This is a genomic window from Rhodococcus sp. NPDC058505, assembly GCF_042720095.1.
Taxonomy (GTDB): Bacteria; Actinomycetota; Actinomycetes; order Mycobacteriales; family Mycobacteriaceae; genus Rhodococcus_G.
In genome coordinates this window covers 49258-75477 of the sequence record NZ_JBHXNB010000002.1, presented here as the reverse complement: position 1 = coordinate 75477, position 26220 = coordinate 49258, and the positions used below count along the sequence as shown (strand labels likewise).

Sequence of the window (26220 nt, the reverse complement as noted above, 5' to 3'; positions counted from 1 at the left end):
GTGGTTCGGGCGTCCCTGATGCGATCGACAACCGCCGCATCGCCATACGACGCTGTCGGCACGACGCCGCACGCACGAGGAGGAGGTGGACCGCTGTGCAGGGACTCATCCTGCAGTTGACCAGGGCCGGCTTCCTGCTGCTCCTGTGGTTGTTCGTGTGGGCGGTCCTGCGCACCCTGCGCAACGACGTCTACGCCGCGGCGGGCGTTCGGATCCCGCCCCGCGGCCGCAGCGCGTCGTCCGTGCTGCCGACGTTCGGGAAGCCGAAGGTCGCGAAGAACCTCGTCGTGACGCAGGGCTCCCTCGCGGGCACCCGGATCACGCTCGGCACCCAGCCGGTGCTCATCGGCCGCGCCGACGACTCGACGCTGGTGCTCACCGACGACTACGCCTCCACCCGGCACGCCCGCATCTCCCCCCGCGGAACCGACTGGTACGTGGAGGATCTCGGCTCCACCAACGGCACCTACCTGGACCGGGCCCGCGTCACCACCGCGGTCCGGGTGCCGCTCGGCACCCCGGTTCGGGTCGGCAAGACCGTGATCGAGCTCCGCCCGTGACCCTCGTCCTGCGCTACGCAGCGCGCAGCGACCGCGGCCTCGTGCGGTCCAACAACGAGGACTCCGTCTACGCCGGCGCCCGCCTGCTGGCCCTCGCCGACGGCATGGGCGGGCACGCCGCGGGCGAGGTCGCCTCGCAGCTGATGATCGCCGCGCTGGCGCACCTCGACGACGACGAACCCGGCGACGACCTGCTCGGCAAGCTGGAGGCCGCCACCCGGCACGGTAACGCCGCCATCGCCGAACAGGTCGAGGAGGAACCCGAACTCGACGGCATGGGCACCACCCTGACCGCGATCCTGTTCGCGGGCAGCAAGCTCGGCCTCGTGCACATCGGCGATTCCCGCGCCTACCTGCTCCGCGACGACGCGCTCACCCAGATCACCCGCGACGACACCTTCGTGCAGTCCCTCGTCGACGAGGGCCGCATCACCGCCGAACAGGCACACACCCACCCGCAGCGGTCGCTGATCATGCGGGCGTTGACCGGCAACGAGATCGAGCCGACGCTGACCGTCCGCGAGGCCCGCGCCGGCGACCGGTACCTGCTGTGCTCCGACGGACTGTCCGACGTCGTCAGCGACGAGACCATCGCCGACGTCCTGCGCGGCGGCACCCCCGCCGACTCGGCGGACCGGCTGATCGAGTTGGCGTTGCGCAGCGGCGGACCCGACAACGTCACCGTCGTCGTCGCCGACGTCATCGACCTGGACTACGGTCCGAGCCGCCCGATCGTCGGGGGCGCCGCCTCCGACGAGGAGGAGGACACCCCGCCGCCGGACACCGCAGCGGGCCGCGCCGCCGCGATGCGTCCGCCGCGGGCCACCCCGCGCCGGGTGACCGTCACCGAACCGGAACCGAAGAAGAGTCACCGGATGCGGTGGACCCTGATCTCGCTCGGCCTGGTCGTCGCGCTCGCGGTCGGGCTGCTCATCGGGCGGGCCCTGATCCGCAACAACTACTACGTCGGCGCCGACGACGGTCGCGTCGCCGTGCTGCGCGGGGTGCCCGGCTCCGTCCTCGGGTACTCGCTACAGGAGGTCGACCTCGTCGGCTGCGTCACCGAGGACGGCGACCTGACGCTGGTCGCCACCGACATCACCCCCACATCCTGCACGGCGCTGATGGTCGACGACCTGCAGCCGTCCGCGCGGGAACAGGTCCGGGCCGGGTTGCCGTCCGGGTCGCTCGCCGATGCGAAGGACCAGATGCACCGGCTCACCGACGGGGACCTCCTCCCGGTGTGCACGCCGCTGACCACCAGCACGCAACCCACCCCGACCCCGACCCCGGCCCCCGCGCCCGCCCCGGCCCCCACCCCGGTCCCCGCGCCGGGAGCACCCCCCGCGCCCCCGGCGCCGCCCGCCCCGGCACCCGTACCGACCACGGAAGCGGCCCCGCCGACGGAGACGACGCTGCCTCAGGTCCCGGGACAGAATTGCAGGACCGGTAGCTGATGTCCGTGTCCTCGGCACCCTCGGGTGCCTCCTTCCCGAGCCCACCCGGCGGTTTCGCCCCCGCACCCCCTCCGTCGAACCGCCGCGGTGTGGAACTGCTGCTGATCGGCGCCGCCATCGCGATCACCACCCTGTCGTTGGTGCTCGTCGAGATCAGCCAGGAACAGGCCCTCACCTGGGACCTCGCCAAGTATGCGATCGCGTACGCGGTCCTGTTCCTCGTCGCGCACGCCGCGGTCCGCCGGTTCGCGCCGCACGCCGACCCGCTGCTGCTGCCGATCGTCGCGCTGCTCAACGGCCTCGGCCTGGTCCTGATCCACCGGCTCGACCTCGCGGACGCGTCCAGCGCCGCCTACTTCGGTAGGGAGGCGCCGTCCCCGGACGCCACCCAGCAGGTGCTGTGGACGGCGCTCGCGATCGCCGGGTTCATCGCGGTGCTGGTGCTGCTGCGCGATTACCGGCTGCTCGCGCGGTACAGCTATACCCTCGGCCTCGCCGGGCTGGTGCTGCTCGCGATCCCCGCGATCCTGCCGTCGTCGATGTCCGAGGTGAACGGCGCCAAGATCTGGATCAAGCTGCCGTTCTTCAGCATTCAGCCGGGCGAGTTCGCGAAGATCCTGCTGATCATTTTCTTCGCGTCGGTCCTGGTGTCGAAACGCGAACTGTTCACCACCGCGGGCAAGCACGTCTTCGGCCTCGACCTGCCGCGCGCCCGCGACCTCGGCCCGATCCTCGTCGCCTGGGTGGTGTCGATCGGCGTGCTGGTGCTCGAGAAGGACCTCGGCACCTCGCTGCTGCTGTTCGGCACCGTGCTGGTGATGCTGTACGTCGCGACGGAACGGGCCGGCTGGCTGGTGATCGGCGGCGGCCTGCTCGCGCTCGGCTTCGTCCTCGCCTACCAGATGTTCGGGCACGTCCGGGTCCGCGTGCACACCTGGCTCGACCCGCTCGCCGACTACAACAACACCGGCTACCAGATTTCCCAGTCGCTGTTCGGGCTCGCCACCGGCGGCGTCGCCGGCACCGGGCTGGGCAGCGGCAGGCCGTCGCAGGTCCCGTTCGCGAAGACCGACTTCATCGTCGCCACGATCGGTGAGGAACTCGGCCTGATCGGGCTCGCCGCGGTGCTGATGCTGTTCCTGATCTTCGTCATCCGCGGCCTGCGCACCGCGCTCGCGGTCCGGGACAGCTTCGGCAAGCTGCTCGCCGCTGGCCTGTCGTTCACGATCGCGATCCAGCTGTTCGTCGTCGTCGGCGGCGTCACCAAGCTGATCCCGCTGACCGGTCTGACCACCCCGTTCATGTCGTACGGCGGCTCGTCGCTGCTGGCGAACTACCTGCTGCTGGCGCTGCTGATGAAGATCTCCGACGCCGCCCGCACCCCACCGGAACCGAAGCAGAAGGGACCCGCACCGATCGCGGACGCACCGACGGAAATGCTGAGGCGCACATGAACACCCCGCTGCGCCGGGTCGCGATGGCCGTGATGGTGATGGTCGTCGCGCTCCTCGCCAACGCCACCTACGTGCAGGTCATCAAGGCCGACGACCTGCGCACCGACCCGCGGAACTCGCGGGTGCTGCTCGACGAGTACTCCCGCCAGCGCGGGCAGATCTCGGCGGGCGGGCAGGTGCTGGCCGCGTCCGTCCCCACCGACGACCGGTACAAGTACCTGCGCACCTACCCGCCGAACCCGTCGTCGCCGTCCAGCCCGTTCGCGAACGCCCCCGTCACCGGCTTCTACTCGATGCTCTACGGCAACACCGGCCTCGAACGCGCCGAGGACGCGATCCTCAACGGCTCCGACAACCGGCTGTTCGGGCGCCGCTTCTTCGACCTGGTCTCCGGCCGCGACCCGCGCGGCGGCAACGTCGTCACCACCATCGACCCGGTGGTCCAGCAGGTCGCCTACGACCAGCTCACCGCGAAGGGCTACACCGGGTCCGTCGTCGCGATCGAACCGAGCACCGGGCAGGTCCTCGCGATGGCCAGCACCCCCAGCTACGACCCGAACCTGCTCGCCAGCCACGACGGCAAGGTCAGCACGCAGGCGTGGGAGGACCTCAACGCCGACCCGGACAAGCCGCTGCTCAACCGGGCCGTGTCGCAGACCTACCCGCCGGGGTCGACGTTCAAGGTGGTCGTCACCGCCGCCGCGCTGGCGAACGGAACGACCCCCGACGAGCAGCTGACCGCGGCGCCGAACATCACCCTGCCCGGCACCACGACCACCCTGGAGAACTACGACGGCACCACCTGCGGCGGCGGCCCAACCGCGTCGCTGCGGGAGGCGTTCGCGCGGTCCTGCAACACCGCGTTCGTCGAGCTCGGCATCCGCACCGGCGCCGACGCGTTGAAGGATCAGGCGTCGGCGTTCGGGATCACCGCGGACTCGCCGGGCATCCCGATCCCGGTCGCGGACGGCACCGTCGGATCGATCCCCGACGACGCCGCGCTCGGCCAGTCCAGCATCGGGCAGCGGGACGTGGCGCTCACCCCGCTCGAGAACGCGGTGATCGCGGCGACCGTCGCCAACGGCGGCGTCCGGATGCAGCCGCACCTCGTCGCGCAGCTGCAGAGCCCGGACCTGTCCGACCTGGCCACCACCGCGCCCGAATCGAAGGGACAGGCGGTGTCCCCGCAGGTCGCGGCCACCCTGACCGACCTGATGATCGGGTCGGAGAACAACACCGGCGGCGGGAACAAGATCCCGGGCGTGCAGATCGCGTCCAAGACCGGCACCGCCGAGCACGGCAACGACCCGCGGAACACGCCGCCGCACGCCTGGTACATCGGGTTCGCGCCCGCCGCGAACCCGACGGTCGCGATCGCGGTCATCGTCGAGGACGGCGGCGACCGCGGCGCCGCGGCCACCGGCGGCTCGGTGGCCGCACCGATCGGCCGGGCCGTGATCGCCGCTGCCCTGCAGCGGGAGGGGGAACGATGAGTCTGCAGAACGGCGCGGTCATCGCGAACCGGTACCGGCTGCTCCGCCTGATCGCCACCGGCGGCATGGGCCAGGTGTGGGAGGCGACGGACAACCGGCTGCACCGCCGCGTCGCCGTCAAGGTCCTCAAGTCGGAGTTCTCCTCCGACCCCGAGTTCCTGGAGCGGTTCCGCATCGAGGCCCGCACCACCGCCCAGCTGAACCATCCGGGGATCGCGGGCATCTACGACTACGGCGAGACCCGCGACGCGGCGGGCGCCGCCACCGCCTACCTGGTGATGGAGCTGGTCAACGGGGAGCCGCTCAACGCGGTCCTCGCGCGGGTCGGACGGCTGTCGCTGCCGCACGCGCTGGACATGCTCGAGCAGACCGGTCGCGCGCTGGAGGCGGCGCACGCGGGCGGCGTCGTGCACCGCGACGTCAAACCCGGCAACATCCTGATCACCCCGACCGGGCAGGTGAAGATCACCGACTTCGGGATCGCGAAGGCGGTCGAGGCGTCCCCGGTCACCCGCACCGGCATGGTGATGGGCACCGCGCAGTACATCGCCCCGGAGCAGGCCCTCGGGCAGGACGCCACCCCGGCCAGCGACGTGTACGCGCTCGGCGTCGTCGGCTACGAGGCGCTGTCCGGGCACCGCCCGTTCAGCGGGGACGGCGCGCTGACCGTCGCGATGAAGCACGTGCAGGAGGTGCCAGCGCCGCTGCCCGCGGACCTGCCACCGAACGTGCGGGAACTGATCGAGATCACGATGGCGAAGGACCCCGCCGCCCGCTACCACAGCGGCGGCGAGTTCGGGGACGCCGTCGCCGCCGTCCGGGCCGGTGCCCGGCCGCCGATGCCGGGCTCCGGCGCACCGACCGTCGCGGTCGCACCACCCACCGCGGCCACCCAGGTGCTGACCTCGTCGACCGATGCCTATGCTGGGCCCGATCCGGTGGCGGACCCGCCACCATCCGGGCTGACCCCCGGTCAGCGGGCCCTGGCCTGGGGCGGCGGCGCCCTGGTGCTGCTGGCACTGCTGCTCGGCGGCTGGGTGCTGCTGACCGGGGGTGACGGGCAACCGCCGAGCCCGGGCGCACCGACGACCACCCGGACGCCGGTGACCACCACCCACGCACCGACGACCACCCGGCCGACGACCACCGAACGAACAACGGAGTGGACCACGGAGCAGACGACGGAACCGACGACCCTGTGGACGACGGAACCGACGACGACCACCGAGCCGCCGACCACCACGCTGGAACGGACCACGACGACGACCACCGAGCCGCCGACCACCACGACCGAGACCACCACCGAGACCACGACCGAGACGACGACCTCGGCTTCCCAAGGACAGCCATGACCACACCGCGCAAACTCTCCTCCCGCTACGAGCTGGGCGAGATTCTCGGCTTCGGTGGCATGTCCGAGGTGCACCTGGCCCGCGACCTGCGGCTCAGCCGCGACGTCGCGATCAAGGTGCTGCGCGCCGACCTGGCCCGCGACCCCACGTTCTACCTGCGGTTCCGCCGCGAGGCACAGAACGCGGCCGCGTTGAACCATCCGGCGATCGTCGCCGTCTACGACACCGGCGAGGCCGAGACCGACGGCGGTCCGCTGCCGTACATCGTGATGGAGTACGTCGACGGCGTCACCCTGCGCGACATCGTCCGCGGCGAGGGCCCGATGGCGCCGCGCCGCGCGATGGAGGTCATCGCCGACGTGTGCGCGGCGCTCGACTTCAGCCACCGCAACGGCATCGTGCACCGCGACATCAAGCCCGCGAACATCATGATCAACCGTTCCGGTGCGGTGAAGGTGATGGACTTCGGCATCGCCCGCGCGATCTCGGACAGCTCCAGCCCGATGACGCAGACCGCCGCGGTGATCGGCACCGCGCAGTACCTCTCGCCCGAGCAGGCCCGCGGCGAGCAGGTCGACGCCCGCTCCGACGTGTACTCGCTCGGCTGCGTGCTGTTCGAGGTCCTCACCGGGGAACCGCCGTTCAAGGGCGACTCCCCGGTCGCGGTCGCCTACCAGCACGTCAAGGAGGATCCGGCGCTGCCGTCGTCGGTGAACCCCGACATTCCGCGCGAGCTGGACTCGGTGATCCTCAAGGCGATGAGCAAGAACCCCGCCAACCGGTACCAGAGCGCCGCCGAGATGCGCAGCGACCTGGTGCGGGTGCTCGGCGGGCAGCGCCCCTCCGCGCCGATGGTGATGAACGACGAGGACCGCACCACCATCCTCGGTGCCGTCGACACCAACTCCGGCCGGTACGCGGCGACCCCGCCTGCCGCAGCGACCCCCACCGCCGCTGCTGCCGCGGTGCCGCCGCAGCAGCAGGACGGCTCCCGCAAGGCGCTGAAGATGACGCTGCTCGCGGTCGCCGCGCTCGCGGTGATCGGCATCGTCGGTGCATTCCTGTGGTCGCTCGGCCCCGGGTCGAAGGCCGCGCAGGTCACCATCCCCGACGTCACCAACCAGGCGTCGCAGGCCGCGCAGACCGAACTGCAGAACCTCGGCTTCCGGGTGCAGACGCAGCAGAAGCCCAGTGATGTCGTCGCGACCGGCAACGTCGTCGCCACCATCCCGGTCGCAGGCTCCCGCGCCGACGAGGGCACGGTCGTCACCCTCGACGTGTCGTCGGGACCGCAGCAGGTGGAGGTGCCGAAGCTGACCGGGATGACCCAGTCGCAGGCCGCGCAGGCGCTGAACGCGGCCGGGTTGGCGCTCGACCCGAGCGTGGAGCGGGCGCCATCGTCCGCCGACGAACTCGACAAGGTCACCGCCCAGCAGCCCGCGTCGGGTGCCACCGTCGACCTCAACGGCACCGTGCAGGTGACCCTCGGCAGTGGCCCCGAACAGGTCCGCGTCCCGAACGTCGTCGGGCAGACCCTCGAGGTCGCGCAGCCCAACGTCGAGGGCGCCGGGTTCAAGGTCGAGGTGGAGAACGTCGACTCCGGCAGGCCGAAGGGGCAGGTGGTGTCCACCGACCCGACCGGCGGCGGGACCGCGGCCCGCGGCAGCACCGTCAAGCTGAAGGTGTCCAACGGCAACATGATCCAGATGCCGGACCTGTCGAACCAGACCGTGTCGAAGGCGCTCGACTCGCTGCGCCGAGCAGGGTGGACCGGCTCGACCAGCCAGCTGGTGCAACATCCGGAGGCGACCCTCGAAACCGATCAGGTCGGGAAGGTGGTCACGCAGACGCAGCCGCCGGGGTCCGAGGTGTCGAAGACCGCGTCCATCACGGTCGGCATCGGCCAGCTCGGCATCCCGAGCGGCAACCGCTAGCCCAACCCCGCCCTCGCCCGCCCGGCCTGAGCAACCCCGCCCCGCCCGGCCTGACCCGCCCGCCCGGCCAACCCCGCCCCGCCTGACCGAATGTGGGATTCGGTCAGTTGAACTGATCGAATCCCACATTCGGTCAGGGGGCGGGGCGGTCGGTCAGGGGTGGGTGAGCGCGTCGCCGAGAGCGCGGGCCATCTCCGCCTCAAGGGTCTCGATCAGGCCCTCCGCGGGCCGCTCGCCGCACACCTCGAGCCAGTTCGCGAGCATCCGGTGCCCGCCCTGGGTCAACACCGACTCCGGGTGGAATTGGACGCCGTGGATCGGCAGATCCCGGTGCCGCAGCGCCATCACGATGCCGGAGTCGGTGTGCGCGGTCGGGATCAGCACGTCGGGCAGCGTCTCCGGCAGCACCGTCAGCGAGTGGTAGCGGGTCGCGGTGAACGGGCTGGGAAGCCCGGCGAGCACCCCGGTGCCGTCGTGGGTGACCTGACTGGTCTTGCCGTGCAGCAGCTCCGGTGCCCGGTCGACGGTCGCGCCGAACGCGGCACCGATCGACTGATGCCCCAGGCACACCCCGAGCAGCGGCGTCGACGCCGCCGCACACGCCGCGACCAGGTCCATGCTGGCCCCTGCCCGTTGCGGGGTGCCCGGTCCGGGGCTGAGCAGGATCCCGTCGAAGTCGGATGCGACCGCGGCCCGATCGTCGAGCCGCGGGTCGTCGTTGCGCCACACCGTCGCCGTGGTGCCGAGCTGGCCCAGGTACTGGACCAGGTTGAACACGAAGCTGTCGTAGTTGTCGACGACGAGGATGCGCATGGCGTCAGGATAGGCGCACCGGCCCGCACGGCGGGTACGGGCGTCGGTTCAGCGCGCGAACCTGGTCCGCATCTGCCCGTCGTAGGCCGGGACGGACAGGTCGTCCGACGGTTCCTGGACGAAGCCAAGCCCGTAGCGGACCGCGTACTGCTTGAACAGCCGCACCCCAGGTTCCCCGTCCAACGCGGCGGTCAGCCGGGCGGGGTCGCCGAGCGCGGTCATCACGTAGGGCGGGCTATAGGTGCGTCCGTGCAGCAGCAGCGTGTTGCCGATGCAGCGGGGCGCGGTGGTCGCGACGACCCGCTGATCCTGCAACCCGACCGCCGTCGCGCCGCCCGCCCACAGCGCGTTGAGGACGGACTGGACATCCTGTTGGTGCACCACCAGGTCGTCGGGGCGCACGCCCGCCGGATAGTTGCCGTCGGAGTCGCGGGGCGCGTCGGTGAGGGTGACGGTCACCCCCGGTCCGCTCGCCGCGGCCAGCCCGGCGGGACCCTCCAGGCCACGAACCCGGTCGAGGACCTGCGCAACGCCAGCATCGGAATCGGCGGCACCCGCCTGCAGCGCGTCGACCTGCGCGGCGAGCACGTCGCGGTCGGCGGTGATGTGGTCGAGGTCGGACTGGGCGGCCCGCACCAGATCCGACAGCCTGGTGGTGTCGCCGCGGCGCAGCTCGTCTCCGGAGGACGCCTCGCGCGCGGTCGCGAACAGCAGCCCGGCAACCAGGCACACGATCGGCACGCACACCAGCCAGAGCCCGGACCGGCGGGGGCGTTCGGTCATCGCGGTGCCTCCCGGCGAAGTCGTCGTGATCCGCGCCCGACGGATCGGTGCCGGACCGGTGCGAATGCCGCTACCGTAGGCTCGAATCTACCTGCCCTGCACACATCACCCGAGGACGTCATGCCGAAGTCGAAGGTCCGTAAGAAGACGGACTACACCGTCAACCCCGCGAACCGCACTCCCGTGAAGGTCAAGGCCGGGCCGTCGAGCCCGATCTACGTGACGGTGATGCTCGGCCTGATGGTGATCGGCCTGGCCTGGCTGATCGTGTACTACCTCGCCGGCGAGCAGATCGATTTCATCAACAACCTGGGCGCGTACAACTTCCTGATCGGGTTCGGTTTCATGGTTGCCGGGTTGATCATGACGATGCGCTGGCGATGACCTGCGGTTTTGCTCAAATCCCCGGACGCGATTACACCCATGTCATTCATCCCCACTGTGGATAGCGCCTGTGGATAACTCTGGGGAGGGTGCGTTGAACGGTCCGGCAACCGGGTGGTCGACCCCCGCCGCGGCGCTCGCCGCGACCGGGGTCGGCGGGGTGGCGATGGCGATCGCCGCGCTCGCCGTCCCCGCGGATCCCGCGGGCCGGGTCCTGATCGGGTTGGCCGCGCTCGGTCTGCTCACCATCACCGCGCTCGGCGCGCGGCAGCGTCCGCGGCTCGCGATCCAGGACGGGGACCGGGGACTGACAATGCAGCGGCTCCTCGGCCGCCTCGACGTCGACCGCACCGAGGTGAGCCGGATCCGGGTCGTCCGCTATCCGCGGCTCGGCCGCCGGGTGCCGATGCTGGAGATCGACATCCGGCCACCCGGCGTCGACGACGACCGGCTGCTGATCTTCGGCCGCTGGGACCTCGGCACCGACCCGGCCACGGTTTTCGAGGAGCTCGACGCCCGCGGCCTGGTCCCCCCGGACCGCCGCTCCGCCACCCCGTGACCCGGGGCTACAGCCCGTACTCGCTGCGCAGCTGCGCCACGCGCATGCCGATGACGCCGAGGGTAACGACGGCGACCACCCCCAGCCCGATCCAGCCGATCCGGACAATCTTGTCCCGGTCCTGCCCGGCGCCGAACCACTGCGGCGCGTAGAGCAGCGCGGCGGTCGCCGCCGCGCCGGCGGCGAGACCACCGAAGTGTCCCCAGAACGAGATGCCCGGCAGCGTCACGCTGATCACGACGTTGATCGCGATGACCGCGAGCACCGGTCCCGGACTGCGCCGCATCCGCAGGAGGAGCACGGCCTGCGCGCCCATGATGCCGAAGATCGCGCCGGACGCCCCGGCGGTGAAGCCGCTGCCCTCGAACGCCATCACCGAGGCGGACCCACCGAGCAGGGAGATCAGGTACACCGCGCCGTACCGGGCCCGCCCGAGCACGAGTTCGGTGTCCCGCCCGAGGACGTACAGCGCGAACATGTTGACCGCGAGATGCACGAGCCCAAAGTGCAGGAACCCGCTGCCCACCAGCCGGATCCAGTCGCCGGATGCCACGTCGACCGGGGACAGCACCCACCAACCGAACAGGGACGAGTCGAAGACGGCCGTCCCGGTGAACGGGTTGATGAAACCGCGGCCGTTGTCCATCAGCGACTTCGCCTGCAGCGCCGTCACCAGGAACACGAGGATGTTGATCCCCATCAACACGTAGGTGACGATCGGCGTCGGCGTCCCGGACCGCACCGGCGCGCCCGCGACGGTCCGCACGGTCGCCGTCTGTCGGTTCGCCGCGGCGACGCAGTCGACGCAGTGTTGGCCGACCGGGGCCGAGCGCAGGCAGTCGGGGCAGGCGGGGCGGCCGCAGCGGGTGCAGGACAGTCCGGTCGGTCGATCCGGATGCCGCACGCACCGCGGCTGGGGCGGGAGACCCTCGCCGGGCCCGCCGCCCCAACCGGGGTTGGTCATCGGTGTCCTCGGGGAATCAGGAGATGGTGATGCCGTTGATCACGACCGGCTCGACCGGGCGGTCCGAACGGTCGACCGGGGTGGCCGAGATGGCGTCGACGACCTTCTGCGACTCCGCGTCGACGACCTCACCGAAGATGGTGTGGCGACGGTTGAGGTGCGGGGTCTTCCCGGTGGTGATGAAGAACTGGGATCCGTTGGTGCCCGGACCCGCGTTCGCCATCGCGAGCAGGTAGGCGCGGTCGAACTGCAGTTCCGGGTGGAACTCGTCCGCGAACTGGTAGCCCGGGCCGCCGCGCCCGGTGCCGGTCGGGTCGCCGCCCTGGATCATGAAGCCGTCGATGACGCGGTGGAAGACGGCGCCGTCGTAGAAGGGGCCGGACTTCTCGCCCTTCGCATTCTGGGTGGTGTAGTCGGCGGAGCCGTCGGCGAGGCCGACGAAGTTGGCGACCGTCTTCGGCGCGTGGTTGCCGAACAGGGCGATCTTGATGTCGCCACGGTTGGTGTGCAGCGTTGCGGTTGCGGTCTGATTCGGTGAAGTCACCCCTCCATGGTGCCATTCACTCGACCGGAACATATGCGACAGTGGACCAATGACCCGCGCGACCGCCCACACCGCCGCCCCCCATGACGCCGAAACCGACGCCACCTCACCGGATGCGACCGCCCCGAGCGCATCGGACACCGCCCTCCGGCTCGCGAAATCCTCCGCGCTCGGCGTGTTGCGGGGCGCGAGCGGACTGGCCAAGGGCGGCGCCTCCGTCGGCACCTACCTGTTCGGCAACGGCTACACGCTCGCGAAGACCGCGGCGTCCCGCGCGAAGCGGCGGGCCGCCGCGCCGCACACCGAGGACCTCGTCGTCGTCGCCGCGACCGACAAGCACCGGGGCCGCCTGCTGCGGCGGGTGCTGGTGTTCAGCGCGGTCGGCGCCGCGGCCGCCGCCGCGGTGGCGGCGTGGCGCCTGCGACGCCCCGAGCCGGCGCCGGTCGCGGACCAGCCGCCGAGCCTGCGCGACGTCGAGGTCGTCGAGTAGCGGTTTCACGTGGAACGGCCCGGCACCCCCCCGGTCATCGCGGGGGGTGCTGGCCGAACCCGACCGGTGGACGGCCGTCAGCAGGTGCCCGCGGCGGGAACTCCGTTGAAGCGGTCCACCATGAACTGGGACGCCTCGGGCAGGCCGAGCAGCATCGGGGCGGCGTGGTTCACGCCGACACCCGTTCCGAGCGCGGGCAGCGGGTTCTCGGTGAACCGGACGGTCGCGCCCCGGTCGCACCAGTCGGCGGCGAGCTGAGCGGCCTGCCCGAACGGCACCACGTCGTCGTGCACGCCCGATTGGATCAACACCGGGGCGGCCGGCGTCAACCGGCCGATGCGCTGCCGGGCCAGGAGGTCCTTCGCGAGCGGCATCCGCTCCAGCACCACCGACAGCGGCTCACCGCTGCGGGTGTAGTCGCTGGTCCGCTGGAAACCGAACGCGGCGGCGGTCTCGGGAACGCACTGGGTCGCGGTCCGGGCCAGCATGTCCCGGCCGCGGTCGTTGATCTCGGTGTCGAGCAGCTCCAACAGCTCCGGGTAGGCCTGGACGAGGCTGTTGATCGAGTAGCCGATCGCGCCGGTCAGCGACGAGCCGTCGATCTCCTCCAGCGTGGCCTCGAGGTCGGCGGGGGGCGCGCCCGCGTATGCGCCCCTGACGTCGAGGTCCGGCGCGTACTGCGGCGCGAGTTCGGCGGCGGCCGCCGCCGCGCCGCCGCCCTGCGAATAGCCCCAGAAGCCGACCGGGCCGTCGGCGGTGATCGCGGTGTCGGGCAGGGCGCGGGCCGCACGGGCGGCGTCGATCACCGCGTGTGCCTGCGCTGCGCGGTTGACGTAGGTGTGGACACCGTCGGTGCCGAGTCCCTCGTAGTCGGTGACGACGACGGCGATGCCGCGCAGCAGGAGGTTGTCGACGGCGAGCGTCTCGTACTCGACCATCGGGGCGAGGTGCTCGTCGACGTTGAGCGGCTGCCCGAAGAGCTTCGACGGGGCGCACTGGTCACCCTGGCCGTGGGTTCCGACGGCGAGCGAGACCAGTGGCCGCTCTCCCGCTCCGGTCCACGGCGCCTGCGGGTCGAAGTAGGTGCCGGTGACCGCGATCGGCTTCCCGTTGGCGTCGGTGCTGCGGTACATGATCCGGGTGCTGTCCGCGGGGAAGCCGCCGGTCGAGGTCGGCACGCTCGGCACGAGAACCGCCTGCTCGGTCCGGATCAGCGCGCCAGCGGCGTCGGGCAGCTCGGTCGGGGCGCGGTAGAAGTCCGGGGCCGCCGCGGCCTGACCCGACATCGCGACGGCGGCGCCAGCGACCAGTGCGGCCGTGACGGCGCCGCGCACTCCCCTGCTGTTGATCACGTGGAGAACCCCCGAAGGAACGGATGCCTGTTACCGGTGGTAACAGATCGTCGGGGAGATTAACACAACACCGCGCCCGGCCCGGGCGACCGGCTCACGCCCGCGCAATGCACGACACCCCGCACCGTTCGGGTGCGGGGTGTCGCGGGAAAGCCTGTGAACTTGTGGAGCCTAGGAGATTCGAACTCCTGACATCTGCCTTGCAAAGGCAGCGCTCTACCAACTGAGCTAAGGCCCCGTCCGCGTCAGCGGCTGGTGACCTCGTGCCAGACGTCCTCGCCGCGTTGCTGTGAGCGCAGCTTGGTGAGTCCGAAGATCACTGCTGCCGCGGTCGCGATGACCACCAGAATCTTCATGCTCGAACCCTTCGTCGGCACGGGGAGTGGGCCTAGGAGGACTTGAACCTCCGACCTCTTCCTTATCAGGGAAGCGCTCTAACCGCCTGAGCTATAGGCCCGTGATCGGCCCGGAAGATCACTCTCTCGAACCGAGGCATGACACTACCCCACCGACCCGCGGCCACCAAAATCGGGCCGGTGGAGTAGCGAAAGACCAGGTCAGTCCCGATCCGCCAGGGTCACCTCGACACCGCCGACGAGATCGGTGCAGAGGTTGTAGATGAAGGCCCCGACCGTCGCGAGCGCGGTGAACAGGACGATGTTGATGCCACCGATCAGCGCCGAGTACCCGAACACCTGTCCCGCGGTCACCAGACCGGAGTCGGACGACTCCGAGATGATGTCGGTGAACGCGTTGTTCAGCCGATCCCACACGCCCATGCCGTCCAGCACGAGGTACAGGAATCCGATCGCGAACATCCACACGAAGAACATCGCCACCGACAGCACAAGGGCCACCTTGAGCGCGGACCACGGGTCGATCTTGCGGATCTGCACGGACGCCCGCAACGGGTCCCCGATCGGGGTGGTGGCCGCGACGACGACGGGCGGCTTCCGCGCAGGCACCTTCTCCGTCGCGACCGGCGTCGGATGCTTGATCTCCGACAGGTCGGGGAGGTCCTTCGCGAGGTCCTCCCGGTCGATGTGCCGGGTCGGGCCGTCGATCACGGCGGCCTTCGCCTGCGCCGCCTGCTTCTTCGCGGCCCGTGCGGGGTCGGCGGGCCGCTGCCCGGCAGGCCGGGCAGCGGGCTGCTGGGCGGTGGCCGCCTGCTGGGCGGCCGGTCGTGCCGCGGCGGGCGTGCCCGTACCTGCCTGCGCTGCCGCTGCCTTGCCGCTCGCTGCCGGGGTCTTGGCCGGCTGGGCGGGTGTCGCGGCGGACTGCGTGCCGCGCTGCCACGGCGGGGTCTGCGCACCGGACCGGGCGGCCGCGGCGGGCCGCCCCTGGCCGGGGCGGTCGGCCTGCTGCCCGCTCGTCGCGCCCTGGTCCGGACGCGATGCGGCCGGGGTGGACGGGGCGGAGCGGCCGCTGGCCTGCGCGCCGGACCCGGACGGCTCACCCGAGGCACCTGCGGCCGCCGGACGCCCAGCAGCGCCGGGGCCGGTTCCCGAGGTCGGTGCCGCGGCCGGGGGCTTCGACGACTCCCCCGCGGACGGCTTCGACGCGGCGGGCTTCGCCGACTCCGCCGCGGCGGACGGCGCGGACGCCTCCTTGGCTGCCGGCGCGGCCTGCTTGCCCGCGGCCGGTGCCGCGGTGGGCGACGTCGCCGCAGCATCCGGCTTCACCGCGGGACCGGCGGGTGTCGCCGCCGCGGTGTCCGGCTTCGCGGGCGTGGGCCGCGCCGACCCGTTTGCGGGCTGTGCCGAACCGCCGTTCACGGGCTGTACCGAACCGCCGTTCACGGGCGGGGCCGTCGACGCGGCCCCGTCCGAGACCCCATTGGTTCCGGTCTTCGCTGCCTGCGGCTGCCCCGACGGGCCGGGGCCCGCCGGGGTGGGCCGGTCGCTGCCGGACTGGTGGGGAGTGCTCACTTACGACTCCTTCGCTGCATCGGTCGCGGCGGCGTCGGACTCCTCGGGTTCGTCGGCGTTGCGCGCGATCGCGAGCAGGTTGTCGCCGTCCCCCAGGTTCATCAACCGCACGCCCTTGGTCTGTCGGCCGGCCTTGCGCACCTGCTTGGCCGCCGTGCGGATCACACCACCGCCGGAGGTGATGGCGTACACCTCGTCGTCGTCGTCGACGATGAGCGCTCCGACCAGGGTGCCACGCTTGCGGTCGTACTGGATCGTCAGTACGCCCTTGCCGCCGCGACCCTGCACCGGGTAGTCCTCCATCGGGGTGCGCTTCGAGTAGCCGCCGGAGGTCGCGACCAGCAGGTACGTCCCCTCCTTGACCACGTTCAGCGACAGCAGTGCGTCGTCACCGTTGAACCGCATGCCCTGCACACCGGACGTGGCACGGCCCATCGGGCGCAGCGCCTCGTCGGTGGCGGAGAAGCGAATCGACTGCCCCTGCTCGGACACGAGAAGCAGATCGTCCTCCGCGGAGCACAGCACCGCACCGACCAGTTCGTCCTCGCCGCGCAGGTTGATCGCGACGATGCCGCCGGACCGGTTCGAGTCGAAGTCCGACAGCTTCGACTTCTTCACCAGGCCGTTGCGGGTCGCGAGCACCAGGTAGGGTGCGTCCTCGTAGGACTGCAGCCGGATCACGCCCTGGATCCGCTCGTCCGGCTGGAACGCCAACAGGTTCGCGACGTGCTGACCGCGGGCGGTGCGCCCGGTCTCGGGCAGCTCGTACGCCTTCGCCCGGTAGACGCGGCCCTTCGTGGTGAAGAACAGCAGCCAGTCGTGGGTGGACGTGACGAAGAAGTGCCGGACCAGGTCGTCCTGCTTGAGTTCAGCACCCTTGACGCCCTTGCCGCCGCGCTTCTGCGAGCGGTACAGGTCGGTCTTGGTGCGCTTGGCGTACCCGGTCTCGGTGATCGTGACGACGACGTCCTCGCGCGCGATCAGGTCCTCGTCGGACACGTCGCCGTCGGCGGCGATGATCCGGGTGCGGCGATCGTCGCCGTACTTGTCGACGATCTCCTTGAGCTCGTCGCGGACGATCGCGCGCTGCCGCTCCGGCTTGGCGAGAATGTCCTGGTAGTCGGCGATCTCACGCTCGATCTCGGCGAGTTCGTCGATGATCTTTTGGCGTTCGAGCGCGGCGAGGCGACGCAGCTGCATCGCGAGGATCGCGTCGGCCTGGATGTCATCGACGTCAAGCAGGTTGATCAGGCCCGCGCGGGCGATGTCGACGGTCTGCGACGCGCGGATCAGCGCGATGACCTCGTCGAGGGCGTCGAGTGCCTTGACCAGACCGCGCAGGATGTGGGCGCGCTCCTCCGCCTTGCGGAGCAGGTACTTGGTGCGCCGGACGATGACCTCGAGCTGGTGGACGGTGTACAGCCGGATCATCTGATCGAGGCGCAGCGTGCGCGGCACCCCGTCGACGATCGAGAGCATGTTGCACCCGAACGTGGTCTGCAGCTGCGTGTGCTTGTACAGGTTGTTGAGCACGACCTTCGCGACCGCGTCCCGCTTGACGGTGACGACGATCCGCAGGCCGACGCGGTCCGAGGACTCGTCGTGGATGTCGGAGATCCCGGCGATCTTCGCGTCCTTGACCTGCTCGGCGATCGCGTTGACGAAGTTGTCGGTGTTGACCTGGTAGGGCAGCTCGGTGATGACGATGATCGTCTGGCCCTTGGCGTTTTCCTCGATCTCCACCACGCCGCGCATCCGGACCGAGCCGCGGCCGGTGCGGTAGGCGTCCTGGATGCCCTGGCCGCCGACGATCAGGCCCGCGGTCGGGAAGTCCGGGCCCTTGACCCGTTCCATCACGGCCTCGAGGGTGCTCTCCTCGTCGGCCTCCGGGTTGTCGAGCGCCCAGTACACGGCGTCCGCGACCTCCCGCAGGTTGTGCGGCGGGATGTTGGTGGCCATGCCGACGGCGATGCCGTTGGAGCCGTTGACCAGCAGGTTGGGGATGCGGCTCGGCAGGACCGTCGGTTCCTGCGTCTTGCCGTCGTAGTTGGGCGCGAAGTCGACCGTCTCGTGGTCGATCTCGCGGAGCATCTCCATCGCCAGCGGCGTCATCCGGCACTCGGTGTAGCGCATCGCGGCCGCGCCGTCGTTGCCGCGGGAACCGAAGTTGCCCTGGCCGTCGACGAGCGGGTAGCGCAGCGACCACGGCTGCGCCATGCGGACCAGGGTGTCGTAGATCGACGTGTCACCGTGCGGGTGGTAGTTGCCCATCGTGTCGGCGACCGGTCGGGCGGACTTCACGTATCCGCGGTCCGGGCGATAGCCGTTGTCGTACATCGCGTACAGCACGCGGCGATGCACGGGCTTGAGACCGTCACGCACGTCCGGTAGGGCGCGGCCCACGATCACGCTCATCGCGTAGTCGATGTAGCTGGACTGCATCTCCTGCTGGATGTCCACCGGCTCGACGCGATCGTGCCCCGGTTCGTCCGGCGGCAACGTGGTGTCAGTCATCGGCTCCTCTTCTTCTCAGCTTCTGTGGTGCCGGGTGCGACGGCCGCGGGCGGAACCCGCGAACCCGGGGCGACGGTCGACATCGAAAGCCCATGCTCCCTTCGTCCCGCGTCGCACAACCACACAAGTCTATAGGTGCTGGTCAGCCAGAACCGGCAGCCGTGGCGACTTGTCGCCGAACACCGTCCCCGCGGCGCGCCCGACGGTCAGCCGTGACGAGGCGACTCCTCCTGCCGCACCCACATCCGGGCCTGTTCCTCGAGTTCCGCGGTGAGCCGATCCGGCGCGAGCAGCAGCGCGACGGTGGGCACCGCGAGGATCAGCATGCCGATCACGAAGGCGGGGAACAGGATGGCGAACACCTCGACACCCGGCGGCGTGGTGGACACCCCGTCGAGGCGGACCCGCAGTGCCGCCATCATTGCGGCGTGCATCGCGACCGGTGCGAGCCCGACCGCGCCCGATCCGCAGGCGAGCACCACCCGCGGGACGTCGGCGGTCGCCATCCACAGCACGCCGATCGAGGCAAGGACGGCGGCAACGGCGGCGACCGCGATCAGGGCCCCGTCCATGTAGGTCCGCCCCTGCACCTCGATGGAGGTCATCACGAGGTAAAAGCCCGCGGTCATGCCGAGACCCATCGCCGCAGCACCGGCCATCACCTTGATGATCAGCCGGTCCCCGGTGGACACGTGCCGGTTGCCGCCGCGCGATCTACTGATCAGCAATCCGGCGAACGCGGCGGCCAGGCACAGGATCAGCGATCCGACGATCCGGACCGACTCGTACCGGACCGCACTGTCGTCGACCTCAAACCCGGCCAGCACCACGATGTTCGCGAGCCAGAACGCAACGCCCCCGATCGCCAGCACCGCGATCGCGGTCCACATCGCCCGGCGGTTCGGCGCGAACGCGGCCCGTCGGGCGCAGGCGACGCCGACGTAGGTGCCGATCGCCGCGGTCCCGACGGCGAGGAGGACGACCCAGATTCCCATCGACAGGTGATGCACTTGATCCGACATGTTGCAGCTCGCCGTCCTTCGGGGTGGTGTGGACCTGGCTCAGGCGACCGGCTGTCCCAGGCGCCGCAATGCGTATTCGGTGACGGCGACCAGCGCGCCCTTCGCGGATTCCCGGTTGCGGGCGTCGATCGACATGATCGGCACGTCCGGCGAGACCGCGAGCGCCTGCCGGATCTCCTCCAGCGGGTAGCGCGGCGAGTCGTCGAACTCGTTGATCGCCACCAGGAACGGCAGGTTGCGGGCCTCGAAGAAGTCCACCGCCGCGAACGATTCGTCGAGGCGTCGGGTGTCGATGAGCACGACCGCCCCGATCGCACCGCGGATCAGGTCGTCCCACATGAACCAGAAGCGGTTCTGCCCCGGGGTGCCGAACAGGTACAGCACCAGGTCCTGAGCGAGGCTGATCCGACCGAAGTCCATCGCGACCGTCGTCGTGGCCTTGTTCGGCGTTGCGCTGATGTTGTCGACCCCGTCCGAGGCGTTGGTGACCAGCGCCTCGGTCCGCAGCGGCACGATCTCGGACACCGCGCCGACGAGCGTGGTCTTGCCGACACCAAAGCCGCCGGCAACGACGATCTTGGTCGAGGTGACCCGGCCACCGGGCCGAGGTTCAGAGCTTCCGAAGTCCACCGAGGACCCTTTCGATGAGTTCACGACGTTCGCTCTCGCTCGAATCGTCCTGAAGGGTTGCCAGGATCCGGACATGACCAGCCTCGACGAGGTCGGCCACCAGCACCCGGGCGACACCGATCGGCACGCCGACGCGGGCGGCGATCTCGGCCACGGACGGCGACTGGGCACACAATGCCACGATCGCCGCGTCGACGTCACCGAGTTCGAGAGTCCGGTTCTCGGGGTCCGGTAACGTCTGGATCAATGCCTCGATGGCCAACTCCACCGCGGGTTTCGTGCGTCCCGAGGTCAGTGAGTAGGGCCGGACCAGGCTCGGCCCGCCTCCGCCGGGGCTGTCGGTGTACTGCTCGTTCATGGCCAACCTCGGCTCAGGTGCCCATCGCCGACCGCGGCACCGCCTGGACGGAGGCGCCGACCCGGTCGACCAGGAGCGCCATCTCGTAGCCGACCTGTCCGATGTCGCAGTTGGTGGAGGTCAGCGCGGCCAGATGCGATCCGTCGCCGACGCTCATCAGCAGCAGGTATCCCTGCTGCATCTCGACGACCGACTGCAGGACGCCGCCGCCGTCGAACAGGTTCGACACGCCCGCGGACAGGCTGGCCAGTCCGGAGGTGACCGCGGCGAGCTGCTCGGCGCGGTCGGTCGGCAGGTGCGCACTCCCGGCCATCAGCAGGCCGTCCGCGGAGACCAGGACGGCATGCGAGACCCCCGGCACGTCGCGGGCGAAGTTCGACACGAGCCAGTCCAGCGGATGGCCCTCGGACACCTGTTCGCTGCTCATTTGTCTCCTCCGTTGCTGTTGCGTTCGGCCGTGCCGGCGGCACGACCCGCGCGAATTCCCATTTGGTGACGGCTGAGGTTCTCACGTACCGCCTCAGGGTCACGCAACCGACTCCGCGCCGCCGCGGACTCCGCGTGGCCGGGCACGAGCCGCCGCCCCGGTGTCCGCTGCGGCAGGCCGGACTCGGTCCTGCCGTCGATCGGGGCCTCGGCGGCGCGGTCCGCGGCCCGCCACCCCTCGTCCGCCGCCGACGTCCAGTCCCGTCCGATGCCGTGCGGCTCGGTGGGATCGGTCAACCAGTCCGACACCATGCCGGAGAAGATCGGGGTGCCCGTGCTCGTGACGTCCTGCGTCGCACCCGGATTGGGCCGGTTCTGGAAGAACGACGCGGTCTTGACCGGGTTGCTGCGATAGCGGTGCCTGCTTGGCAGGTCCGGCTCGGGCGGAGCCGCCAGCGGAGCGGCCGGGGCAGGCGGGGGCAGGTCGGGAACCGGTGCGGGCGGAATCCCCGCGCCGGCGGACGCCGGGCGCGGCGCCCCGGATGCCCCGGGGGTGCGCTGCGGCAGACCGGGAGTCGAGCCGGGAACACGCTGCGGCAGGCCGTTCTGCGCGGTCAGGGCCGTCGGAGGTGCGGACTGCTCCCCCGCGACCGGTTCCGGGGCTGGCGATTCCGGGGTGACGACGGCCGGGGCCACGGGGGCCTCGCCGTACGGGTCCGGCGTGAGCGGCGTCGGCAGGGCGCGCCTCGACAGCGCCGGGTGCGACCCCGTCACCAGCTGCGGCATCTGACCGGACTCGACGACGGTCACCTCGGGGATCGAGCCGGTGTCGACCCTGGCTTGGGGCCCGGTGAGTTCCATCTCGACCGGTGACATCAGCAGGCTCGCCGGAATGTGCACGCTCGCGGTGATGCCCTGCTCCCGGCCCTCGCTCATGGCGTGCCGCAGCCGGACGGTCAGGCCGTGCCGTTCCGAGAGCCGACTGGCCACGAACAGGCCCATGTGGCGTGCGGTTTCGGGTCCGACCTGACCACCGGACGCGAGCCGCTCGTTGATCACCGCGAGGTCGGCGGCCGGGATGCCGATGCCCTGGTCGGTGACCTCGAGGAGGACGCCGCCGTCGACCGCGCGGGCGAAGGCGATCCGCACCTTCGTGTCCGGCGGGGAGGCGCGCAGCGCGTTGTCGAGCAGCTCCGCGAGCACGTGCATGATGTCCGTCGCGACGCCGCCGCCGAGGGCGCCGTTCGGGGTGGATCCGACCTGGACCCGCTGGTACTCCTCAACCTCGGACATCGCCGCGCGAACCACGTCGCCCAGTTGAACGGGCGCGGACTGGCCGCGACGCGTCTGAGTTCCGGAGAGGATCAGCAGGTTGTCGCCGTTGCGGCGCATGCGCGCGGCGAGGTGGTCGAGCCGGAACAGGCTTTCGAGTCGCTTCGGGTCCTTTTCCTCGAACTCGAGGGCCTCGATCAGGCCGAGCTGCTGGTCGACGAGCGACTTCGACCGGCGCGCGAGGGTCTCGAACATGTCGCCGATCTGCAGCCGCAGGCTGGCCTGCTCACCGGCAAGCTTGAGCGCCTGCGCATGGATGTCGTCGACCGCGCGGGCGAGCTGGCCGATCTCCTCCGTGGTGTGCACGGGCACGGGTTCGAAGTGCTTGACCGCGTCGGTGTCACCCGCCTTGACCCGGTCAATCGCCTCCGGCAGATCCTTACGGGCGACCCGCAGCGCGCCGTAGCGGAGCCTGCGGATCGGCCCGACCAGGGATCGGGACACGAGCAGCGCCAGGACCAGCGCCGCGAGCAGCGTCGCGAGGACGAGGGCGGCGTCGCGCAGGGCCGACGATCGGGTCTCGTCGGCGCGGGCGGCGACGGTGGAGGTGATGGCCTCGGCGGACTCGGCGACGAGGTCGCTGTAGGTTCCGACGCTCTCCACCATGGACTGGCGCAGTTCAAGCAGCGGCCAGGCGCCTCCCTGCGCCGCGTCGACGGTGGCCAGTCGGGTGTGCACCGCCTCGGTCAGCGCGTCGAGCCGCGGCGCCGCCGCGGGGAACGAGCGGGCCAGGGAGTCGATCATCGCGATCTCGGCACCGGACGCAGTGATGAAGTCGGTGGACGACGCGTTGGGGTTCGTCATCATCTCGAGCGCGCCCGTGACCTGGTCGGCCATCCGGCGCTGCGCCGACCACGCGTCGACCAGCTGACGATGCGCGGTCATCACACCGGTGTCGTCGATCGGCGAGACGATGTCGTCGACGATCCTGGTCAGGTCGGCGCGGATCGCGGAGGTCTGCTCGGGCAGGTCGGGCCGGACGGGAGCCTTGGCCTCCATCTCGGTCTGGATTCCCTCGATGGCGCCGAGCGACGCACGCAACCGGTCGGTCAGGTCCTCGGGCAGTTCGGGGTTCTCGGCCGCGGTGCGGACCTGCTCGATCGACCCCTCCAGGCCGACGAGATCCTCCGGCATGAGCGCGCCGACGCTGAAGCCCGCGGAGGCGAGGCCGAAGTCGGTACCGAGCTTGACGATGTCCGGGATGCTGGAGACCTGGTCGGCCGCGGTGCTGTACCGGACCGCTCGGCTCAGCTCCTCCTGCACGCGCAGCCCACCGAGCACCATCGCGACGGTGACCGGGATCGCGAGCACTGCGGTGACCTTCCACCGCAGACCCCAGCCCTCGAGGTTCCAGAGCCTGCTCGCAGGCGGTGCTTGTTCGTTCATCTCTCCAACGCTCACTTTCCACCCAGGTCCGATGCGGGTTGCCGACCTGCACCGTCCTCCCCCACCCCCGAGTGTTCGCACGGGCGCCGAAAGCTGTTTGCTGGGCGATACCGGAGTGTAGAGGCTGCGCCCCCGGGCCAGAAGTGCGAATGTACCCATTCGGTTATGTCGTCGTGACCAAATTCGTCGGTCACGACGCCAGAACTGGACACCAGGACATCACCCGTCACACCGGTCACAGAGGACGCGGGCTTGCGTGACCGATCGATACGCCACAGGCCGGGCGCCAGCGTGAGTGAGATCACACGGGCGCCCGGCCTGCGGCGGTACCGCTACACGTCGAGGAAACGGACATCCTTCGCGTTTCGGGTGATGAAGCTGCGTCGAGCCTCCACGTCCTCACCCATCAGGACGCTGAACAGCTCGTCGGCCGCCGCAGCATCGTCCAGGGTGACCTGGCGCAGGATCCGGACCGACGGGTCCATCGTGGTCTCCCACAGTTCCTTGGCGTTCATCTCGCCGAGGCCCTTGTAGCGCTGAATGCCGTCGTCCTTGTTGATCTTCTTGCCCGCGCCCAACCCGGCCTCAAGCAGGCCATCCCGCTCGCGATCCGAGTAGGCGAACTCCGGCTCGGAGCGCTGCCACTTGAGCTTGTACAGCGGCGGCATCGCGAGATAGACGTGACCGTGCTCGATCAGCGGGCGCATGAACCGGAAGAGCAGCGTCATCAGCAGCGTCGAGATGTGCTGGCCGTCGACGTCGGCGTCGGCCATCAGCACGATCTTGTGGTACCGCAGCTTGGCGATGTCGAACTCGTCGTGGATGCCGGTGCCGAACGCGGTGATGATCGACTGGACCTCGGCGTTCTTGAGGACCCGGTCGATGCGGGCCTTCTCGACGTTGATGATCTTGCCGCGCAGCGGGAGGATCGCCTGGTACATCGAGTCGCGGCCGGACTTCGCCGAGCCACCGGCGGAGTCGCCCTCGACGATGTAGATCTCGCACTTGCTCGGATCGTTGGACCGGCAGTCCGCCAGCTTGCCGGGCAGGCCGCCGATGTCGGTGGCGCTCTTGCGTCGGACCAGCTCACGCGCCTTGCGGGCGGCGGTGCGGGCCTGCGCGGACGACACCGCCTTGCTCACGATCGTCTTCGCGTCGGCCGGGTTCGACTCGAACCAGTGCGCGAGATGCTCGTTGCACGCCTTCTGCACGAACGACTTGACCTCGGTGTTGCCGAGCTTGGTCTTGGTCTGGCCCTCGAACTGCGGCTCGCCGACCTTCACCGAAATGATCGCGGCCAGACCCTCGCGGATGTCGTCTCCGGACAGCTCCGGGTCCTTGTCCTTGACCAGCTTCTTTTCCTTGGCGTACTTCTTCACCGTCGCGGTCAGCGCAGCGCGGAAGCCCTCCTCGTGGGTACCGCCCTCGTGGGTGTTGATGGTGTTCGCGAAGGTGTGCACCGACTCCGAGTACCCGGAGTTCCACTGCATCGCGATCTCGAGCTCGTGGCCGGTGCCCTTCGCGGTGAAACCGACGACCGAGTTGTGGATCGGCTGCTTCGTGCGGTTGATGAACCGCACGTAGTCCTCGAGGCCACCCGGGTAGTGGTAGACGCGCGACTTGACCTTGTGCACCGGCGCGCTGGCCTCGGCCTCGGTCTCGGTGGCGGTCTTGGGCGCATCGGCCGTCGTGCTGACGACCTCGTCGGTGATCTCCTCGTCCGCGACCCGCTCGTCGGTGAGGGTGATGGTCAGGCCCTTGTTCAGGAAGGCCATCTCCTGCAGCCGGCGCGCGACGGTCTCGAAGTTGTAGTTCGTGGTCTCGAAGACCTCCGGATCCGCCCAGAACCGGACGGTGGTGCCGGTCCGCTTCGTCGGCTCGCCCTGGATCAGCTCCCCCGGAACCGCATTCGTGTAGGTCTGGAACCAGTGGTGCCCGTCGGTGTCGATCTCAACCTCGAGCTTCGTCGACAGGGCGTTCACCACGGAGATGCCGACGCCGTGCAGGCCGCCGGAGACCGCGTACGCGTCGGAGTCGAACTTGCCGCCCGCGTGCAGCTGGGTGAGCACGACCTCGACGGTCGGCGCGCCGGAGGCGTGCATTCCCACCGGGATGCCGCGGCCGTCGTCGACGACCTCGATGCCGCCGTCGGCGAGCATTGTCACCTCGACCTTGGACGCGTGTCCGGCCATCGCCTCGTCGACCGAGTTGTCGACGACCTCCCAGATGAGGTGGTGCAGGCCGCGCTCACCGGTGGAGCCGATGTACATGCCGGGACGCTTCCGGACCGCCTCGAGTCCCTCGAGGACGGTGATCGAAGAGGCGCCGTACTCCTTGTTTCCAGTGCTCTTGTCTGACTTCTGGGCAGCCACGGGAGGTGTGCTCTCCTTCTCGTTCACACGACGGTCCCCCGCACGACGTCCATCGCGCGAACGGTTTCGCCGGCATGGCGATCGCGGCCGACGACGTGGCCGCGAGTTACCGC

Annotated in this window: 23 protein-coding genes and 2 tRNA genes; 9 read left to right on the top strand and 16 right to left on the bottom strand. The window is 70.4% G+C overall.

Annotation, left to right across the window (positions count from 1 at the left end; translation table 11 throughout):
- Window positions 1-95 precede the first annotated feature (95 nt).
- From ACFWPA_RS01980 to pknB, 6 genes are read left to right on the top strand one after another with little or no spacing between them, the layout of a single operon-like run.
- On the top strand, window positions 96-560 hold the full coding sequence (locus ACFWPA_RS01980) for an FHA domain-containing protein (protein WP_378508712.1): 465 nt from the start codon (window positions 96-98) through the stop codon (window positions 558-560).
- On the top strand, window positions 557-2017 hold the full coding sequence (locus ACFWPA_RS01975) for a PP2C family protein-serine/threonine phosphatase (RefSeq protein WP_378569566.1): 1461 nt from the start codon (window positions 557-559) through the stop codon (window positions 2015-2017). Before ACFWPA_RS01980 ends, ACFWPA_RS01975 begins: the two co-directional genes overlap by 4 nt.
- Window positions 2017-3471, top strand: coding sequence for an FtsW/RodA/SpoVE family cell cycle protein (locus ACFWPA_RS01970; RefSeq protein ID WP_378508710.1), 1455 nt, complete (start codon window positions 2017-2019; stop codon window positions 3469-3471). The genes ACFWPA_RS01975 and ACFWPA_RS01970 overlap by 1 nt, the downstream gene beginning before the upstream one ends.
- Window positions 3468-4964, top strand: a complete 1497-nt coding sequence (locus ACFWPA_RS01965; RefSeq protein ID WP_378508709.1) for a peptidoglycan D,D-transpeptidase FtsI family protein — start codon at window positions 3468-3470, stop codon at window positions 4962-4964. Before ACFWPA_RS01970 ends, ACFWPA_RS01965 begins: the two co-directional genes overlap by 4 nt.
- A complete protein-coding gene (locus ACFWPA_RS01960; RefSeq protein ID WP_378508708.1) occupies window positions 4961-6316 on the top strand; it encodes a serine/threonine-protein kinase in 1356 nt (451 codons plus the stop codon). Before ACFWPA_RS01965 ends, ACFWPA_RS01960 begins: the two co-directional genes overlap by 4 nt.
- Window positions 6313-8250, top strand: coding sequence for a Stk1 family PASTA domain-containing Ser/Thr kinase (pknB, locus tag ACFWPA_RS01955; protein ID WP_378508707.1), 1938 nt, complete (start codon window positions 6313-6315; stop codon window positions 8248-8250). The genes ACFWPA_RS01960 and pknB overlap by 4 nt, the downstream gene beginning before the upstream one ends.
- A gap of 153 nt (window positions 8251-8403) precedes the next feature.
- Here the strand turns inward: pknB and ACFWPA_RS01950 are convergent, their stop codons facing one another.
- A complete protein-coding gene (locus ACFWPA_RS01950) occupies window positions 8404-9063 on the bottom strand; it encodes an aminodeoxychorismate/anthranilate synthase component II (protein WP_378569565.1) in 660 nt (219 codons plus the stop codon).
- 48 nt (window positions 9064-9111) lie between these two features.
- Window positions 9112-9846, bottom strand: a complete 735-nt coding sequence (locus ACFWPA_RS01945; RefSeq protein WP_378508705.1) for a DUF881 domain-containing protein — start codon at window positions 9844-9846, stop codon at window positions 9112-9114.
- A 120-nt stretch (window positions 9847-9966) separates the two neighbouring features.
- On the opposite strand from ACFWPA_RS01945, the gene crgA reads away from it, so the two are divergent.
- Entirely contained in the window at window positions 9967-10230 is a 264-nt protein-coding gene (gene crgA, locus ACFWPA_RS01940) for a cell division protein CrgA (RefSeq protein ID WP_378508704.1), read from the top strand.
- 94 nt (window positions 10231-10324) lie between these two features.
- Window positions 10325-10789 (top strand): PH domain-containing protein, encoded by a 465-nt coding sequence (locus ACFWPA_RS01935; RefSeq protein WP_378508703.1) that lies wholly within the window; start codon window positions 10325-10327, stop codon window positions 10787-10789.
- A gap of 7 nt (window positions 10790-10796) precedes the next feature.
- Here ACFWPA_RS01935 and ACFWPA_RS01930 read toward each other — a convergent pair whose 3' ends face one another.
- Both ACFWPA_RS01930 and ACFWPA_RS01925 read right to left on the bottom strand, forming a co-directional pair.
- Complete coding sequence (locus ACFWPA_RS01930) at window positions 10797-11753, bottom strand: rhomboid family intramembrane serine protease (RefSeq protein ID WP_378508702.1); 957 nt, start codon at window positions 11751-11753, stop codon at window positions 10797-10799.
- A gap of 16 nt (window positions 11754-11769) precedes the next feature.
- Window positions 11770-12330: a peptidylprolyl isomerase gene (locus tag ACFWPA_RS01925; RefSeq protein WP_378508701.1), complete on the bottom strand. Its 561-nt coding sequence runs from the start codon at window positions 12328-12330 to the stop codon at window positions 11770-11772.
- 16 nt (window positions 12331-12346) lie between these two features.
- On the opposite strand from ACFWPA_RS01925, the gene ACFWPA_RS01920 reads away from it, so the two are divergent.
- On the top strand, window positions 12347-12787 hold the full coding sequence (locus tag ACFWPA_RS01920; RefSeq protein WP_378569564.1) for a hypothetical protein: 441 nt from the start codon (window positions 12347-12349) through the stop codon (window positions 12785-12787).
- Between the two features lie 77 nt (window positions 12788-12864).
- Here ACFWPA_RS01920 and ACFWPA_RS01915 read toward each other — a convergent pair whose 3' ends face one another.
- The 12 genes from ACFWPA_RS01915 to gyrB all read right to left on the bottom strand — a co-directional run bounded on the left by ACFWPA_RS01915 (window position 12865) and on the right by gyrB (window position 26107).
- Entirely contained in the window at window positions 12865-14136 is a 1272-nt protein-coding gene (locus ACFWPA_RS01915; protein WP_378569620.1) for a lipase family protein, read from the bottom strand.
- A 168-nt stretch (window positions 14137-14304) separates the two neighbouring features.
- Window positions 14305-14377 (bottom strand) — tRNA-Ala (locus ACFWPA_RS01910).
- 7 nt (window positions 14378-14384) lie between these two features.
- Window positions 14385-14495 carry a DLW-39 family protein gene (locus ACFWPA_RS01905; RefSeq protein ID WP_378508699.1) on the bottom strand — a complete coding sequence of 37 codons (111 nt, stop codon included), beginning with the start codon at window positions 14493-14495 and terminating at the stop codon, window positions 14385-14387.
- Window positions 14496-14522: 27 nt separating this feature from the next.
- Window positions 14523-14596 (bottom strand) — tRNA-Ile (locus ACFWPA_RS01900).
- Window positions 14597-14696: 100 nt separating this feature from the next.
- A complete protein-coding gene (locus ACFWPA_RS01895) occupies window positions 14697-16067 on the bottom strand; it encodes a DUF3566 domain-containing protein (RefSeq protein WP_378569563.1) in 1371 nt (456 codons plus the stop codon).
- Entirely contained in the window at window positions 16068-18581 is a 2514-nt protein-coding gene (gene gyrA, locus ACFWPA_RS01890) for a DNA gyrase subunit A (protein WP_378508697.1), read from the bottom strand.
- Window positions 18582-18787: 206 nt separating this feature from the next.
- Window positions 18788-19603 (bottom strand): hypothetical protein, encoded by an 816-nt coding sequence (locus tag ACFWPA_RS01885; protein WP_378569562.1) that lies wholly within the window; start codon window positions 19601-19603, stop codon window positions 18788-18790.
- A 39-nt stretch (window positions 19604-19642) separates the two neighbouring features.
- Window positions 19643-20233: an ATP/GTP-binding protein gene (locus ACFWPA_RS01880; protein WP_378508695.1), complete on the bottom strand. Its 591-nt coding sequence runs from the start codon at window positions 20231-20233 to the stop codon at window positions 19643-19645.
- Window positions 20214-20591, bottom strand: a complete 378-nt coding sequence (locus tag ACFWPA_RS01875; RefSeq protein WP_378569561.1) for a DUF742 domain-containing protein — start codon at window positions 20589-20591, stop codon at window positions 20214-20216. Before ACFWPA_RS01875 ends, ACFWPA_RS01880 begins: the two co-directional genes overlap by 20 nt.
- Before the next feature lie 13 nt (window positions 20592-20604).
- Window positions 20605-21018: a roadblock/LC7 domain-containing protein gene (locus ACFWPA_RS01870; protein ID WP_378508693.1), complete on the bottom strand. Its 414-nt coding sequence runs from the start codon at window positions 21016-21018 to the stop codon at window positions 20605-20607.
- A complete protein-coding gene (locus ACFWPA_RS01865) occupies window positions 21015-23735 on the bottom strand; it encodes an ATP-binding protein (RefSeq protein ID WP_378569560.1) in 2721 nt (906 codons plus the stop codon). Before ACFWPA_RS01865 ends, ACFWPA_RS01870 begins: the two co-directional genes overlap by 4 nt.
- A gap of 332 nt (window positions 23736-24067) precedes the next feature.
- The gene (gene gyrB, locus ACFWPA_RS01860; protein WP_378508691.1) at window positions 24068-26107 is read right to left on the bottom strand and encodes a DNA topoisomerase (ATP-hydrolyzing) subunit B; all 2040 of its coding nucleotides are present in this window, start codon (window positions 26105-26107) and stop codon (window positions 24068-24070) included.
- Window positions 26108-26220 lie beyond the last annotated feature (113 nt).